At 68.7% G+C, this 13,797-nt stretch carries 19 protein-coding genes and 1 tRNA gene; 8 read left to right on the top strand and 12 right to left on the bottom strand.

The genetic code is table 11. The features are described 5' to 3' along the window. Positions 1–202: 202 nt before the first annotated feature. A tRNA-Ser gene (locus C454_RS04215) sits at positions 203–287 on the top strand. Between the two features lie 184 nt (positions 288–471). Here C454_RS04215 and bluB read toward each other — a convergent pair. Then, entirely contained in the window at positions 472–1,143 is a 672-nt protein-coding gene (gene bluB, locus C454_RS04210; protein WP_004972975.1) for a 5,6-dimethylbenzimidazole synthase, read from the bottom strand. 104 nt (positions 1,144–1,247) lie between these two features. Between bluB and C454_RS20655 the strand changes: the two genes are divergently transcribed. Continuing rightward, positions 1,248–1,409, top strand: a complete 162-nt coding sequence (locus C454_RS20655) for a hypothetical protein (protein WP_007275755.1) — start codon at positions 1,248–1,250, stop codon at positions 1,407–1,409. A gap of 103 nt (positions 1,410–1,512) precedes the next feature. Beyond that, positions 1,513–1,692, top strand: coding sequence for a hypothetical protein (locus C454_RS04205; protein WP_004972970.1), 180 nt, complete (start codon positions 1,513–1,515; stop codon positions 1,690–1,692). Positions 1,693–1,784: 92 nt separating this feature from the next. Here C454_RS04205 and C454_RS04200 read toward each other — a convergent pair whose 3' ends face one another. Together C454_RS04200 and C454_RS04195 are read right to left on the bottom strand one after the other, a co-directional pair. Then, positions 1,785–3,323: a (R)-citramalate synthase gene (locus C454_RS04200; protein WP_004972964.1), complete on the bottom strand. Its 1,539-nt coding sequence runs from the start codon at positions 3,321–3,323 to the stop codon at positions 1,785–1,787. Positions 3,324–3,548: 225 nt separating this feature from the next. Next, positions 3,549–3,896, bottom strand: coding sequence for a DUF192 domain-containing protein (locus C454_RS04195; RefSeq protein ID WP_004972963.1), 348 nt, complete (start codon positions 3,894–3,896; stop codon positions 3,549–3,551). 102 nt (positions 3,897–3,998) lie between these two features. Between C454_RS04195 and C454_RS04190 the strand changes: the two genes are divergently transcribed. The 3 genes from C454_RS04190 to C454_RS04180 all read left to right on the top strand — a co-directional run bounded on the left by C454_RS04190 (position 3,999) and on the right by C454_RS04180 (position 7,270). Next, a complete protein-coding gene (locus C454_RS04190; RefSeq protein WP_004972961.1) occupies positions 3,999–4,523 on the top strand; it encodes a DUF7097 family protein in 525 nt (174 codons plus the stop codon). Between the two features lie 115 nt (positions 4,524–4,638). Further along, the gene (locus tag C454_RS04185) at positions 4,639–5,190 is read left to right on the top strand and encodes a GMP synthase subunit A (protein WP_004972959.1); all 552 of its coding nucleotides are present in this window, start codon (positions 4,639–4,641) and stop codon (positions 5,188–5,190) included. Positions 5,191–5,356: 166 nt separating this feature from the next. Continuing rightward, entirely contained in the window at positions 5,357–7,270 is a 1,914-nt protein-coding gene (locus C454_RS04180) for a DUF2070 family protein (protein WP_004972957.1), read from the top strand. Positions 7,271–7,379: 109 nt separating this feature from the next. On the opposite strand, the gene C454_RS04175 is transcribed toward C454_RS04180, so the two are convergent. From C454_RS04175 to C454_RS04150, 6 genes are all read right to left on the bottom strand, one after another. Continuing rightward, positions 7,380–7,586 carry an HVO_0649 family zinc finger protein gene (locus tag C454_RS04175; RefSeq protein ID WP_049904953.1) on the bottom strand — a complete coding sequence of 69 codons (207 nt, stop codon included), beginning with the start codon at positions 7,584–7,586 and terminating at the stop codon, positions 7,380–7,382. Positions 7,587–7,769: 183 nt separating this feature from the next. Beyond that, positions 7,770–8,024: a DUF3194 domain-containing protein gene (locus C454_RS04170; RefSeq protein ID WP_004972953.1), complete on the bottom strand. Its 255-nt coding sequence runs from the start codon at positions 8,022–8,024 to the stop codon at positions 7,770–7,772. Continuing rightward, positions 8,025–8,408: a prefoldin subunit beta gene (locus C454_RS04165; protein WP_004972952.1), complete on the bottom strand. Its 384-nt coding sequence runs from the start codon at positions 8,406–8,408 to the stop codon at positions 8,025–8,027. 43 nt (positions 8,409–8,451) lie between these two features. Then, the gene (locus C454_RS04160; protein ID WP_004972949.1) at positions 8,452–8,721 is read right to left on the bottom strand and encodes a KEOPS complex subunit Pcc1; all 270 of its coding nucleotides are present in this window, start codon (positions 8,719–8,721) and stop codon (positions 8,452–8,454) included. Between the two features lies 1 nt (position 8,722). Beyond that, on the bottom strand, positions 8,723–8,857 hold the full coding sequence (locus C454_RS04155; RefSeq protein ID WP_004044283.1) for a DNA-directed RNA polymerase subunit P: 135 nt from the start codon (positions 8,855–8,857) through the stop codon (positions 8,723–8,725). 33 nt (positions 8,858–8,890) lie between these two features. Then, positions 8,891–9,160, bottom strand: a complete 270-nt coding sequence (locus C454_RS04150) for an eL43 family ribosomal protein (protein ID WP_004972948.1) — start codon at positions 9,158–9,160, stop codon at positions 8,891–8,893. A 102-nt stretch (positions 9,161–9,262) separates the two neighbouring features. Between C454_RS04150 and C454_RS04145 the strand changes: the two genes are divergently transcribed. Then, positions 9,263–10,267, top strand: a complete 1,005-nt coding sequence (locus C454_RS04145; RefSeq protein ID WP_004972945.1) for an NAD-dependent epimerase/dehydratase family protein — start codon at positions 9,263–9,265, stop codon at positions 10,265–10,267. 38 nt (positions 10,268–10,305) lie between these two features. On the opposite strand, the gene C454_RS04140 is transcribed toward C454_RS04145, so the two are convergent. Continuing rightward, positions 10,306–11,031: a DUF2103 domain-containing protein gene (locus C454_RS04140; RefSeq protein ID WP_004972943.1), complete on the bottom strand. Its 726-nt coding sequence runs from the start codon at positions 11,029–11,031 to the stop codon at positions 10,306–10,308. A gap of 126 nt (positions 11,032–11,157) precedes the next feature. On the opposite strand from C454_RS04140, the gene C454_RS04135 reads away from it, so the two are divergent. Beyond that, positions 11,158–11,970 carry a hypothetical protein gene (locus tag C454_RS04135; protein WP_004972942.1) on the top strand — a complete coding sequence of 271 codons (813 nt, stop codon included), beginning with the start codon at positions 11,158–11,160 and terminating at the stop codon, positions 11,968–11,970. Between the two features lie 21 nt (positions 11,971–11,991). On the opposite strand, the gene truD is transcribed toward C454_RS04135, so the two are convergent. Beyond that, positions 11,992–13,380 carry a tRNA pseudouridine(13) synthase TruD gene (gene truD / locus C454_RS04130; protein WP_004972940.1) on the bottom strand — a complete coding sequence of 463 codons (1,389 nt, stop codon included), beginning with the start codon at positions 13,378–13,380 and terminating at the stop codon, positions 11,992–11,994. After that, positions 13,380–13,718: a peptidyl-tRNA hydrolase Pth2 gene (gene pth2, locus C454_RS04125; RefSeq protein ID WP_004972937.1), complete on the bottom strand. Its 339-nt coding sequence runs from the start codon at positions 13,716–13,718 to the stop codon at positions 13,380–13,382. Before pth2 ends, truD begins: the two co-directional genes overlap by 1 nt. Positions 13,719–13,797: the final 79 nt, after the last annotated feature.

Below are 13,797 nucleotides of genomic sequence, written 5' to 3'. Positions count from 1 at the left end.
CACCTCCCGGGTCTGCGTGCGACTTATTCCCATTGGTCGGCGGCGCTCTGGTCGGTCACTCGCCGGTCGTCGGTCCTGCCCGCCCCGCCCCGCCCGGACGCAGTTGGGCCACAGACTCGCCGACTGCGTCCGTGTGAGTCCTCGTCGCGGCCCTCGGAAATCGAAACGGATTAAACTATCCGCGAGAGAGACAACGATGGAAGCCGAGGTAGCCTAGCCCGGCCAAGGCGGTAGATTCGAAATCTACTGTCCATTCGGACACGTGAGTTCAAATCTCACCCTCGGCGCTTCTCGCGGCCACAACATTTCGAGCGGCGCGTCTCGTCGCGCCGTGACTCCGTGGCCGCGTGTGCAACGTCCTGAGATTTGAACCAGCGAGCGAACGCAGTGAGCGAGTGAGGTTCAACTCTCACCCTCGGCGCTTCTCGCGGCCACAACGTTCTGAGCGGCGCGTCTCGTCGCGCCGCCGTCTCACTCGTCGATGTCCTCCGCCGACCCGGACTCCCACCGTTCTCGATGGACGAGTTCGCTCGTGTCGAGACGCTCGCGCCACCCCTCTCGCTGAAGCACCGGCTCCTCCGGGAAGCCGGCTTCGGGATAGCCGACGCAGAGATACGCAATCGGCTCGACGTGGTGCGGAATCCCGAGCACTTCGCGGACCTCGTGCGGGTAGAGAAACGACACCCAGCCGACGCCGACGCCTTCGGCCCGCGCGGCCAGCCAGAGGTTCTGCACGGCGAGGCACGTCGAGTAGGCGTCCATCGCCTGCATCGTGTTGCGCCCGAGGACGTGCGGCGCGTCCCGCGTCGGGTCGCAGGTGACGCAGATGTTCACCGGGGCGTCGGTGATGCCCTCCAACTTCAGCCGGCCAAACTCCGATTTCCGGGGCTCTCGATAGCCCTCGCGGGCCGCCGCAATCGCCCGCTCCGCGATGGACGCGACGGCCGCCTTCGTCTCGGCGTCCTCGACGACGACGAAGTCCCACGGTTGCGAGAAGCCGACGCTCGGGGCGTGATGCGCGGCGTCGAGCAGTCGCGCCAGCGTCTCCTCCGGGACCGGATCGTCGCCGAACCGCCTGATATCCCGCCGCGCGTATATCGACTTGTACACTCCCGACCGCTCGCGCTCCGTGAACCCAACCATCGTTTCGGTAGTCCAGACTGGATTGCAAATCGGTTCTGATACGCCAGACGGCTCACGCTTCGCCTGCCGAAATAGTTACTAATCAGACATGAATGGTGGACCGTATGGACGCCACACTCGAACACAGACTCGAAGTCATCATCGCCCTCCTGTTCCTGTTGCTCACCATCGAGGTCTACCGACTTGCCGGCTACTTCGGCGTCGCGTTCGTCATCGTAGCCACTCTCATCACCTTCGGACTGGGCTCGAAGCCGAGTTCGACCTGAGTCGCGCTCTCCCCCGCGTGAGCGCCTCCCCCGCGCAGTCTCTCGATTTCACTTTCACTCTACTAGGATGCGATACATATCCCCTGCCCGCGTCGGCCAACGTATGAGTGCGAACGTAGCAAGCGCGGACACGAGCGAACGGGACGGGACGCGACGCATCGACGTGACGACGGTCCGGACCGGCCGCGTCGCCGACTTCGCGGAGACGGAACTCGGCGACGCCGCTATCGGGTTCGAGCGCCGGGGCGGCTGGACCTACCTCGTCGCAAAAGACACGCAGTAAGTCGGTGTAGACTGCGGTCTCAGAGCGAACTCGGTCACCCGCGAGCAAGGCCCGGAGAGCGGGAGCGGGCGCGAAGAAGCGGGGTCGTTTTCTCAGTCGTCGGCCGACGCGGGCGTCGGCGACGTGTGATTCGGCGCGAGCAGTCGGTCCAGCGCGTTCACCATCGCCTGGACGCTCGCCCGCGTGATGTCGGCGTGCGACGCCGCGACGGTGACGCTCCGGTCGCCGAGCGACATCGTCACCTCGACGGTCACGACGGCGTCGGTGCCGCCGGTGATGGCGTCGACGTGGTACTCGTCGAGTTGGGCGTCGGCGTTGGGGCCGAGCGCCTCGCGGACCGCCTTCACCGCGGCGTCGACCGGGCCGGACCCGGTGCCGGAGGCGACGCGCTCTTCGCCCTCGACGCGGAGGCGGACGCTCGCGGTCGGCGTGCCGCCGCCGGAGGCGGCCGTGAGGTCGAGCAGTTCGACCTGCCGGGCGCGCTCGCGGCCCTGGACGTCTTCTGCGAACGCGAGGAGGTCGGCGTCGGTGACGCGCTTGCCGCGGTCGCCGAGTTCCTTCACGCGCTCGACGACGGCCGCGACTTCCTCGTCGGTGGCGTCGACGCCGTGTTCGTCGAGGGCGGCCTTGACGCCGGCGCGGCCGGCGTGCTTCCCGAGGACGAGGCGGCGCTCGCGGCCGACCGTCTCCGGCGGGTACGGCTCGTACATCGCGTCGTCCTTGAGCGTCCCGTCGGTGTGGATGCCGCTCTCGTGGGTGAAGGCGTTCTGGCCGACGACCGCCTTGTTCGGCGGGAGCGCGACGCCCGTGGCCTGTGCGACCTTCTGGGCGAGCGCGTAGAGTTCGTCGAGCTTCACCGACTCCACGTCGTAGCAGTGGTCGAGCGCGATGGCGACCTCTTCGAGCGCCACGTTGCCGGCGCGCTCGCCGATGCCGTTGACCGTGGTGTGGACGAGGTCCGCGCCCGCGGCGAGGCTGGCGTGGACGTTCGCCATCGCGAGGCCGAGGTCGTCGTGGGTGTGCGTCGAGGTCGGCCCCAGTTCGGCGAGCCGAGAGACGACCTCGTAGGTGTGTTCGGGGCTCGTGTGGCCGACCGTGTCGGCGAAACAGAAGCGGTCGGCACCGGCGTCGTGGCTGGCGCGCGCGAGCGATTCGAGGAACTCCGGGGCGGCCCGCGAGCCGTCTTCACCGATGACCTCGACCCAGAGGCCGTGGTCCTTGGCGTAGGCGACGAGCTCGTCGGTCGTCTCGACGACGTCCTCGCGGGTCGTCCCGACTTTCGACTCGACGTGTCGGTCGCTCGCCGGCACGACGAGCGTGACGCCGTCCACGTCGCAGTCGAGCGCGAGGTCCACGTCGTTCTGGACGCCGCGGGCGAAACTCGTCACGGTCGCGTCGAGACCGAGCGACGTGACGCGCTTTATCGTCTCGCGCTCGCCGGGGCCGGTACAGGCGCTGCCGGCCTCGATGTAATCGACCTCCGCACGGTCGAGCGCGCGGGCGATATCGGCCTTCTCGGCCGGCGTCAGCGAGACGCCGGGGGCCTGCTCGCCGTCGCGGAGCGTTGTGTCTAGAAGCTGTACTGAATCAGAAGTGCGTAGCTCGGGGGTCTTCCCGAATCGTTCGTTCACGGTAGAATCGTGTCCTTGTAGGTTAGAACCGTCGAATTTCACAGCCAGCCGTCTCGCGACGACTTACTCTATCCTCCGTCGGTGTGGTAGGTCCCGACATAGTAGTTGAACACATATGTCGTCGAGTGTATAAAAGAGATGGTTCCGACAGAAATTGGTGTCTCGACGGGGGTGTCGTTGGAAGCGCGTTCAGTCGGTGGCTCCCGCGGCTGTCGGTTCGAACGCCTACTCGGAGAGTTCGACCAAATCGCCGGGTTCCACGCCGTCGGCCGCGCCCGCGGGGAGTTCGATGATGGTGTCGGCCATGCCGAAGCCGATACCCGTCCACGCCGACAGTCGCTTTTTCTTCGTCACCTCGTCGCCGACGAGCCAGAGCGCGTCGATGTCGAACGGGACGAACACCATGTGGAGGCTGTGGCGGTCGGCGTCGTCGAACCGGAACACGAGGGCGTAGTCGTCCGGCACGGAGCCGCGGAACATCAGCCCGCGCGCCTGCGAGAGAAACGAGTCGGCCGTCTCGACGTCCGACGCGAGTGTCGATTGGGTTCCGTTCTGTCGGTGGACGAGTCTCACGACGCCGGCTTCGACGGCGCGCGTGATGAATCCACCGCCGAGACGGCGGGTCGTCCGCCGTCGAGAGCAACGTTTAGGCCCGCCCCGCCCCGAACGCGCCCCATGGAGCGGACGCCGACAGGGACGCCCGTGGGAGTCGACGACCCCTACGACCACGCCGGTCGCTGCGACCACCTCACGAGCGACGGCGCGTGTCGCCTCGCCCGCGAGTACGCCGACCGCGACCCGGCGTTCGCCCGCGAGCGCGCCCGAGCGGATTACGAGTGCGTCGCGGCCGCGGAGGGCTGTGACTTCCGCGACTGCCCGCACTACGCGTCGACGACGAACGGCCGCGAGTGCGTCCGCTGCGGCCTCGTAGAGGTTCGCATGGCCCACGACTCGGCCGCCCGCCCGTTACTCGAAGAACACCACCTGTCGTACGGCGGCCGCGACGGCGACGAACCCTCGCACGAAATCACGGTCGCGCTGTGTCGGTGGTGCCACACGAAGGTCCACAAGTCGTTCGCCCGCATCGACGACGACGCCTCGCCCGACGTCGAGGCACTCGCCGAGCGGGAGGGCCGCCGGACGAAGGAACTCGACGAACTCGGATTTCAGACGGCCCGGGACCGCGCCGGCGACGAGTGAGTCGCCGTGGCGACTCTCGCCCCCAACCACCTCCGACGTGCCAATCTGATGCACGGATACGCGTATCTCGACCACTCTTCGATTGACTTTTAGGCACGGTGGTCCAATCCGGGACATGACCCGCATCGTCGTCATCGACAACCACGGGCAGTTCACCCACCTCGAACGGCGCGCGCTCCGCGACCTCGGCGTCGACACCGAACTCGTCGACAACGACACCGACCCCGCGGACATCGACGCGGACGGCATCGTCCTCTCCGGCGGCCCCGACATGGACCGCATCGGCCGCTCTCCCGACTACCTCGACCTCGACGTGCCCGTCTTGGGCATCTGTCTCGGCATGCAGATTCTCGCCGAAGAACTCGACGGCCGCGTCGGCTCCGGCGACTACGGCGGCTACGCCGACGTGGACGTGGAAATCCTCGACGAGGACGACCCGCTCATCGGCTCGCTCGCCCCCGAGACCCGCGTCTGGGCCAGCCACGCCGACGAGGTCAAGGAGGTCCCCGAGGGCTTCACCCACACCGCCACGAGCGACGTGTGTACCATCGAGGCCATGAGCGACGCCGACCGCGACCTCTACGGCGTCCAGTGGCACCCCGAGGTCGCCCACACCGACGAGGGCGAGGAAGTCTTCGAGAACTTCATCGACATCTGCGAGCAGTAGGCCGTCTCGCGGTCCGCGGCGACTCGCGTTGGTCTGTCGCCGCGACCAGACTCTCCCCGCCGCCGCGGGAGAAAATCGCATCCCGGCGACACGACGCGGTCTCCCACGGTCGTTCCTCGGAAGCAAGCCGAGACATTTACCGGCCTCCGTTCTGTCTGTTCGGGAAATGACCTCCACCCAGAGCGACCTCGCTGGGCTCTCGCGGTTCATCTTCCGCGCGCCCAGCTGGTACACGAGTCTCGGGTTCGCCCTGCTCGTCGCCGCGATGGCGGGCATCGGGGCGTTCGACTCCGGGGACCTCGCCAGCTCGTGGCGGGGTATCTTCTTCCTCGGCAGAGACGCTTGGGAAGGCATCTTCTTCATCGGGATTCCGACCGTCGTCGCGGCGTTCGGGACCACCGGCGTCGACCGGTTCGTCGGCGGGAAACTGACGCACAACCGCTCGTCGCTCCTCGCACTCGCCGGCGAGGTAATCATCGTCACGTTCCTCACCGGGGCCGCCATCGTCTCCGTCTTCACGGGCCTCGGCCAGACGTTCATCTTCGACGCGCTCGTGGTCGCCCTCGCGTCGGTGTTCGCCTTCCGCCTGCTCATCGTGATGGCCGTCTCGCGGTCGTCGCTGCTCATCGCGGCGGTCCCGGCGAGCATCCAGACCCTCACGTCCGCCGCGCTCCTGTTCGTCTACAGCGGGACGCTCCGCTTCTTCGAGGTCGGCGGTCCCATCCTCGACGCCTATCTGATGCCGTATCTCGCCCGTCCCGACCGGGCACCGCCGGAGCTGTCGGCTATCGCCCTGAGCCACTTCCAACTCCTCGCTATCACCTGCGTGGTGTACGCTCTCGGCGTCTACGTCTTCCTCCGCATCGTCGACCGCCCGTGGCGTCGGAGCCTCGGGGTATCCGTCCTCGATTTCATCCGCGGCTTCATCGGCCACATCGCCGAGGGCACCCGCGAGCTTGAGGACTTCTTCGAACAGCTCGGCCAGGAGGCAATCGTCCCCGTCACCGTGCTCTCGTTCGAGCGCGAGGACGGCACCGAGAAGGCCCGCTTCGTCCTGCCGATGATTCACCCCGGGCCGATGGGCGAAATCGGCGGCGGCAACTTCCCCGAACGCGTCGCCCGACGCGCCGAGGGCCTCGCGTTCCCGCCGCACGCGACCGCCGGCCACGACTTCAACCTCGTGACCGAGCGCGAGGTCGACGTGGTCCTCGACGCGGCCGACGACGCCTACGAGAGCATCGAGTACAGCTCCGACGTGACAGAAAGCGTCCGCGTGCAGTCCGGCGACGCGAAGATGCTCGGCCAGCGCTTCGGCGACGACGCGCTCCTCGTGTCGACGTACGCCCCGCAGTTCGCCGACGACGTCGAGTACGCGGTCGGCCTCTCGGCGTCCGCCGAGGCCCGCACGAGCGGCCTCCGGGACGTGCTCCTCGTCGACGCCCACAACTGCAACAACGGGCTCCAAGGGGCCGACCTCGGCCACGTCACCCCGGGGAGCAAGCGGTCGTTCGACATGATTACCGCCGCCGGACTCGCGGGCGAGGAACTCTCGGCGTCGTCGCACGACTCGCTCTCGCTGGGGACGGCCTTCGACCCGACCGACTGGACGCCCCGGGAGGGCATCGGGCCGCTGGGCATCCGCGTGGCCGCGACGAGCGTCGGCGACCAGACGACCGCGTACGTCCTCATCGACGGGAACAACATGGAACCGGGGCTGCGCGACCGCATCGTCGAGGGACTCACGACCGGGCCGAACGCGAAAGCCGACATCGCCGAGGTGATGACGACCGACACGCACATCGTCAACACCGTCGAGGCGGAAAATCAGGTCGGCGCGGCCATCGACCCCGACGAACTCCGCGAGACCATCGAGCGCCTCGTCGACGAGGCGCTCGCGGACGCCGAACCCGTCGTCGCCGGCATGGCGACCGAGCGCGTCGAGGTGACGATCTTCGGCAACGACCGCACCGAGACGCTCGCCAGCCACGCCAACGTCGTCGTCTCGATGGGCGGGGCGCTCGCGCTCGCGCTCATCCTCGCGGCGATGGCCGTCAGCCTGCTCGTGTTCTTCCTCGCGTAGGCGACTCGCCGCCGCTCGTCGCCCTCGCCTTCGCTCTCAGTTCCGCTCTCGCCGCCGGCCGCGTCGCCACTCACGATTCGATTCGAGCGACGAGCAGCCCCCCGTCGCACTACTTCAGCGAGAGCGTCCGCGTTTCGATAGCGCCGCAACTCGGACAGACCCGTCGGTAGAACACGCTCGACCCGGTCGTCTTGGCGGACCACTCACCGTCGCTGTCGGTGAAGCCGCACTTCGAACAGGTGAGGTCGGCCTCGCTGTATCGCTCTCGCAACCGGTCCAGTGCGGTCGTCCCTCTCGGCGTCCTTCTGATTGACATGAGGTAACATACACCACTATCATGTATAACTATGTCGCGTGGTACCACGCCCGAATGGAGTGATACTTGCGGAATCCAAAACCAACCCTGCAAATCGACGACGCTCGCTCCGCGTGAGGGTCGAGTCGGCGGCGCCGCTCACCGGGAAAAACCGAGTGCGGGGGGTGCCCGCGAGAACGTCCCTTACTCTTCGTCGGCGGCCGCGAACAGTTCGTCCACGGCCTCCTGCGCCGTCAGCGCCGCCTCCTCGGCGACGGCTTCCGCGTCGTCGGCGTCGTCGGGCGCGTTGACGTACACGTCCACGTCGAGGACGCCGTCTTCGAACGTCACGGTGACGTCGAAGTCCTTGACGCGAGACTGCTTGAAGCGGGCGAAGATGAGGCCCTCAGCCGCCTCCGCGGCGGTCTGGACCACTTCTTCGTCCGTCGGCTGTGGCATTTACGCGCCGCCGGGGCCCATCGGACCCGCGCCGCCCGCGCCGCCCTGGAGCATCTGCTGGAGCTCTTCCTGCAGGCTCTCGAACTTCTCCTGCACGCGCGTCTCCTGCTTCGTGAGCTGTTCGACGCGCACTTCGAGGCTCTCGACCTTCTCTTCGAGGTCGTCCTTGGCCGCTTCGTAGTCGGTCTCGATGAGGAGTTCGCCGACCTCGCGGTACATCTTGGAGTCAGCGTCGATTTCCTCGAGCGTGGTGAGCGCCGTCTGTGCTTCGTTGAGCGCGGTCTCGGAGGACTGCTTCTGCTCGGAGACGTTCTGGGCGGTCTCCTGAAGGTTCTGCAGTTCTTCGAGCTTCTCTTGGGCTTCCGGCGGCAGACTTCCCTGCATACCCGAACCGACGGGACGCCGGCCCTAAAACACCCGCGGTCTCCTACGCGGACCCGGACAGTGGCTCGCCGACGTCCGCGACGCGCTCTGCGGTCTCGACGAGGCGTATCCACGAGTTCAGGCCCGCGCGGAGCGCGACGAGGTCGTCGGCCTCGACGGTGACGACGACGGTCCGTCCCTCGCGGTCGACGCGGGCACCCGACCGGGCGTCGTCTATCTCGCCTTCCTCGACGGCGACGCTCCGCTCGACGACGCGTGCGCGCCGCTCCTCAGAATAGTCGAATTCGAGCGAAGCGCTGTGCGCTGGACGCACGCTACTCGACGGCGACTTCTTTGACGTTGGGGGACCGCTCCTTCAGGAGGACGCGGTGCCCGCAGTACGGACAGCGGACGCCACCGAACTCGTCCAGTTCGACATCGCGCTTGCACCGGGAACACTTGTAGCTCATTGTGAGATGTGAAGAGTCGAGGCTACTTGGGAGTTATTCGTCCTCGCCGGTGAGCGCGGCGCGGATGGAACGGCGGACCTGCTTGCCTGCGGGGGTCTGCGGGCGGTAGGTACCGCCGGTGAAGACCTCGCCGGTCTCTTCGTTCTTCCAGATGCCGGTTCCGACGCGGGTGACGTCGTCGCCGTCGACTTTGGAGTTGCGCATCTCTGCTTCGATTTCCTTGACGCGGCGTCGAGCGACGCGGCCGTACCGCGCGCCGAAGCGCCCGGAACTACCGACGGATCGAGCCTTCTTGTCGGCCATAGTACCGCGAACTACCTCGCCGGTATGGATAAACCCTACGAGTCGTCTCGGCATGTGACGGGCCTAGACACCGCTTTGTCGCCGGCGCGCGTACGGGAGACCATGACACAACACGTGGTGGTCGGTGCCGGCCCGGTCGGACTCGCGGTGATGGAACAGCTCAGGGAGCGCGGGGCGGACGTGGCCGCGGTGACGCGTCACGAACCTGACTACCTCCCCGAGGGCGTCGAGAGCCGCCTCGCGGACGTGCTCTACCCCGACCGCGCCGTCGCCGCGTTCGCGGACGCGGCTGTCGTCTACCACTGCGCCCAACCGCCGTACGACGAGTGGCCCGAACTGTTCCCCGACCTCACCCGCGGCATCGTCGCGGGAGCCGAAGCCGCCGGCGCGCGCCTCGTCGTCGCCGAGAACCTCTACATGTACGGCCCGGTGCAGGTCCGTCTCACCGAGGACCTCCCGTACGCCGCCACCGGCCCGAAGGGACAGGCCAGAGCCGAGTGCGCCGACATCGTCCTCGACGCCCACGAGGCGGGCCGCATCGAGGCCACCATCGGCCGCGCCAGCGACTTCTTCGGCCCGCGCGTCCGCGAGTCGGCCGTCGGCGAGCAGGTGTTCGGGGCCGCCGTCGCGGGCAAGCGCGCGAAGGTGTTCGGCGACCCGCGACTCGCCCACACCTACACCTACGTCCCCGACTTCGCGCGGGCGCTCGTCCTCCTCGGCGAGCGCGACGAGGCCCTCGGCGAGGTCTGGCACGTCCCGAACCCCGAGACGGTCTCGACGCGCCGCTTCGTCGACCTCGTCTACGAGGCCGCCGACGTCGACCCCGGCTTCCCGCGCATCATCGCCGCTCCGGGGCTCGCGCTGACCCTCGGCGGCTACCTGAGCGCGCCGCTGAAGGAACTCTCCGAGATGCGCTACGCCTTCGAGGAGCCGTACGTCGTCCGCGACGCGAAGTTCCGCGAGACGTTCGGCGACGCCGTCGAACCGACGCCGCTGCGAGACGCCATCGCCGAGACGGTCGCGTGGTACGAAACGCAGCGCGACGAAGCCGAGACGGAGCCGATTCACATCGAGACGGTCGCCGAGGGGGCCGCCGAGTCGGCCTGAGTCGGCCACTCGATTCCGGCCCGGCGTGTTTTCCTCCGCTACGTGTCTTGTAACTCGTCTTCTCGCAGCGCCTCGTTCAGGTCGTCGCGGACGCGCTCGCCCGTCTCGCGGTTCATCGCCGTCGTGACGATGCGGTTCTCCTGGACGCTCGACCCGTCTCGCAGGAGGAGTCTGACGTTGCCGTTGTCGTCGGCGCGGGTGACCTTCGCCCGGAGCCCCGTCCGCGACCCGGTGCCCCCGGCGTCGATGGGACCGGGAATGACCTTCTTGACGTGCGGGTGGCCGGCGACGACGCCGATCGCCCGGCGGCCCCGTCGCCCGCCGATGAGCGTGCTGTGGCTCCCGCCCAACTTCTCCGCGGGCGGGATGTCGACGACCTCCAGCGTCCGCTCGCCGCGGGTGTCGAGGACGCGCTGGACCGGGTCGTCGTCGGAGACGCGGTAGAACTCGTGGTGGAGTTGGGCGCGCGTCTCTCGGAGCGGGTCGCGCTCGCCCGCGGCGTACACGGTTTCGGGGCGCTTGCGCCGAATCTCGTCGGCGACGAGACCGGCGAAGTTGCGGAGCTGGACGACCTTCGTCTCGTCGTCCGACTCGGGAATCGTCGTGACGGTCGTCTCGCCGAGCACGTCCTCCTCGTCGAGAAACGTCAGCGTCGCGCGGTCGGCCTCGAAGACGGCCACGACGGCGTCGCAGTTGGCGGTGTTGCAGGTGAGACAGTAGTCTCCCGGCTTCTCTAACGGGTTTCCACACCGCCGACAGTGCATATCGACGTGTCGGGCGTGCGCGTACAAAAGGCCGTTTATGCGGGTCGGTCCGGACGCGACGCGGTCCCCGACGCGCGGTTCGCCCGGCGAAACATATTCGTCCCCGTGTCCGAGAGTCCACTTCGTATGCGCCGCCGCGCCCTTCTCGCATCGCTGTCGCCGCTCGCGCTCGCCGGTTTCGTCGGACTGGTCGCGCTCGCACTCGACCCCGAGACGACCGTCCGTCTCGCCACGCAACTGGGCCAGTCGGCGCTCGATACGGGTCTCGCTGTCGCCTCGTACCTCCGCCGGGCCGCGCCCCTCTCGACGGCGCTCTTCGCCGTTCTCGCGTGGGTCGCCGCCGGGAGCTTCCGCGCGTTCGTCGCCCACCGCGACCCCTCGGACACGCGGACGACCGCCGAACTCGCGTTCGCGCTCGTCGCCTCCGCGGCCGTCCCGCTCGTCGTCGTCTTCGCCCGCGACAGACCCGTCGTCGTCGCCGGCGCGGGCGTCGCGCTCCTCGCCGCCGGCGGTGCCGTCTTCGCCGGCCGCTCGAACGCCGAGGGCGTCGTCACCGGGTCGCTGTACGCGATGGCCCCCGTCGCGCTCGGCGGTGTCGCCGCGTCGCTCGTCGCCGGTCCCTCGGTCGCCCGAACCGCGACGCTGGCGCTCCCGCTGGCGGTCGGCTACGCGCTCGGCGTCGCCAGCGCCCGCGGCCGGTTCCGCCTCGGCGCGACGGTCTCGGCGCTCGCGTTCGCAATCCCCGCGTGGTCGTACTTCCCGCCGGCCGCGGAGGCCGCCGGCTTCCGGTTGGAGACCGTCGGTCTCGCGGTCGGGTTCGCGGTCGCCGCGACGCTCTTTTCGCTTCCCTTCGCGGCCATCGGCTACGCGACCACGCGCACCGCGGACGCCGAGCGACGGGCGGGAGCCAGCCCCGCGGCAAGCGCCGCAAAACAGTAAGTTCGCGTCTCGATTCCCGTTTCAGAGGTCGAGCGGGCCGGCCTTCAGGTACTCGCGCATCACGGCCGTCGCGTACGAGCCGTGGGGGAGCGCGAAGTCGAAGACGAGGTCGTCACCAGCGTCGTCAGCGTCGCCATCGCCGTCGGTGCCGCCCTCGCGGTCAACGTCGAGGTCGGTGCGGACGAGAATCGCCCGGCGCGTCCCGGTCGACCGGAAGTTGCCGGGGAGGTCGAAGTCGCCCGGTTCGAGGTCGAGGTCGTCGAGGACGGCCCGCTCGATGTCGCCCTGCTCGCCCTCGGCGAGTTCGGTGTCGGTGCCGACGAGCGGGGCCGTGACGAACGCGCGACCGCGTTCGATGTGTCGGCCCATGACCTCGACGCGGCGGCCCGTCGCGGTCTGGAGTCGGCTCACGTCGGGGAGCTCCAGCCCCTCGGGCGCGTCGCGGTCGGCGAAGCAGACCACGTCGCCCTCGACGGGTTCGTCGAACGGGAGGCCGCGGTCGAGGCGCTCCGAGAGCATCCGGTTGAACGCGTAGGACTGCGCGGCGTTGACGAACAGTCGCTGGAGGTTCGACGGGACCGATTCGAGCGCGTTGCGCCAGTCCTCGTCGGTCTCCGCGCCGTCCTCGGCGAGTCGGTGGAGCATGCCGCGCTCGTAGCCGAGGTAGCCCGGAATCCGGTCGAGCGCGCGGTGCCAGTCGGGGTCGGCCGACGCGGCTTCCTCGTCGACGACGGCGCGGCCTTCCTGCGTCTCCTCGGGTTCGTCCTCGGTCGGTCCGCCGCAGTACGCCAACACGGCCTCGCGCCACTCGCCGCGGACGACGTGCAGGCCGACTGTGTGGGTGATGGGGCGGATGCTGCCGAACCGCTGGTGGCCGAAGAAGTTCGGGACGCCGACGCGCTCGTCGCGGCCGCCGAACTCGGCGAGGGCGTCGGTGACGGCCGCGGCGTTTTCGGGGTTCTCGGGGTCGCGGACGCGGATGCGGAACCCGTTGCCCGCGAGGTCGCCGAAGTTCAGCGTGCGGCCGAGGCGGCCGACGACCTCGATGTCGGCGTTCGGAATCTCGGGCACGTCGTCGGCGTCGCCGCCGTTGACCGTGAACAGTTGGGTCGTCACGGCGTGTTTGTCCTTCGTGCCGGCCCACGAGACGCGCTCTCTGCTCGCGTCGAGTTCGTCCGAGAGCCGCCCCGCGAAGTCGTTGGTGTCCCAGCCGCGGAGGGTGACGCGGAGGACGAGGTTCGGGAAGTCGCCGGTCGGCGCGTCCGGCGGGCGGACGTTCAGCGAGTCGAGTTCGAGTTCGCGCACGCGGAAGTCCTCGGGGGCGACCCGAAGGCGGCCGCCGACGCCGTCGGCGTCGCTCACGTAGCTGTCGATGCCGACTGCGCGCTCCAGCGGGTGTGCCTCGCGCATCAGTACAGCGAGAGGTCGCCGGTCACGCGGTCGACCGATTCGTCGTCGGCGGGGCCGACGGCGAGCGCCGTCACCGTGCCGGGGTCGAGTTGCGTGTGCCCCGCGTCGCGGATGATGGCGTGGGGGATACCCGCTCGCTCGGCCTTGTCGGCGAGTTTGAACAGTTCGGACTCGCCGTTGGCCTTGAGGACGACTTTCTTCTGTCCCTCGCCCTTCCAGCGCTTCCGGGTCTGCGAGTCGGTGTCCTCGTAGGCGGACAGCGAGGCGTGGGCGACCTGCGCGGCGAGCTTTCCCCGGCCCATGCCGAGGTCGGCGCGTGCGACGATGGCCTGTTTCATGCCCGCTACTCCCCGCCGACGCGGTAAATGTCCTCCCATCGCGGGCGTCGCGTGCGGGCAGAAGACATTTCACCGACAT

The sequence above is a fragment of the Haloferax gibbonsii ATCC 33959 genome, from assembly GCF_000336775.1.
GTDB classification, from domain to species: Archaea; Halobacteriota; Halobacteria; order Halobacteriales; family Haloferacaceae; genus Haloferax; species Haloferax gibbonsii.
Note: the sequence above shows the minus strand (reverse complement) of the source record. Positions and strands in the feature narration are given on the sequence as shown.

Excerpts from the sequence above, each read along its gene's own strand:
- bluB (WP_004972975.1), bottom strand. The coding sequence starts at position 1,143 with ATGGTTGGGTTCACGGAGCGCGAGCGGTCGGGAGTGTACAAGTCGATA.
- C454_RS20655 (WP_007275755.1), top strand. The coding sequence starts at position 1,248 with ATGGACGCCACACTCGAACACAGACTCGAAGTCATCATCGCCCTCCTG.
- C454_RS04205 (WP_004972970.1), top strand. The coding sequence starts at position 1,513 with ATGAGTGCGAACGTAGCAAGCGCGGACACGAGCGAACGGGACGGGACG.
- C454_RS04190 (WP_004972961.1), top strand. The coding sequence starts at position 3,999 with ATGGAGCGGACGCCGACAGGGACGCCCGTGGGAGTCGACGACCCCTAC.
- C454_RS04185 (WP_004972959.1), top strand. The coding sequence starts at position 4,639 with ATGACCCGCATCGTCGTCATCGACAACCACGGGCAGTTCACCCACCTC.
- C454_RS04180 (WP_004972957.1), top strand. The coding sequence starts at position 5,357 with ATGACCTCCACCCAGAGCGACCTCGCTGGGCTCTCGCGGTTCATCTTC.
- C454_RS04175 (WP_049904953.1), bottom strand. The coding sequence starts at position 7,586 with ATGTCAATCAGAAGGACGCCGAGAGGGACGACCGCACTGGACCGGTTG.
- C454_RS04170 (WP_004972953.1), bottom strand. The coding sequence starts at position 8,024 with ATGCCACAGCCGACGGACGAAGAAGTGGTCCAGACCGCCGCGGAGGCG.
- C454_RS04165 (WP_004972952.1), bottom strand. The coding sequence starts at position 8,408 with ATGCAGGGAAGTCTGCCGCCGGAAGCCCAAGAGAAGCTCGAAGAACTG.
- C454_RS04155 (WP_004044283.1), bottom strand. The coding sequence starts at position 8,857 with ATGAGCTACAAGTGTTCCCGGTGCAAGCGCGATGTCGAACTGGACGAG.
- C454_RS04150 (WP_004972948.1), bottom strand. The coding sequence starts at position 9,160 with ATGGCCGACAAGAAGGCTCGATCCGTCGGTAGTTCCGGGCGCTTCGGC.
- C454_RS04145 (WP_004972945.1), top strand. The coding sequence starts at position 9,263 with ATGACACAACACGTGGTGGTCGGTGCCGGCCCGGTCGGACTCGCGGTG.
- C454_RS04140 (WP_004972943.1), bottom strand. The coding sequence starts at position 11,031 with ATGCACTGTCGGCGGTGTGGAAACCCGTTAGAGAAGCCGGGAGACTAC.
- C454_RS04135 (WP_004972942.1), top strand. The coding sequence starts at position 11,158 with ATGCGCCGCCGCGCCCTTCTCGCATCGCTGTCGCCGCTCGCGCTCGCC.
- truD (WP_004972940.1), bottom strand. The coding sequence starts at position 13,380 with ATGCGCGAGGCACACCCGCTGGAGCGCGCAGTCGGCATCGACAGCTAC.
- pth2 (WP_004972937.1), bottom strand. The coding sequence starts at position 13,718 with ATGAAACAGGCCATCGTCGCACGCGCCGACCTCGGCATGGGCCGGGGA.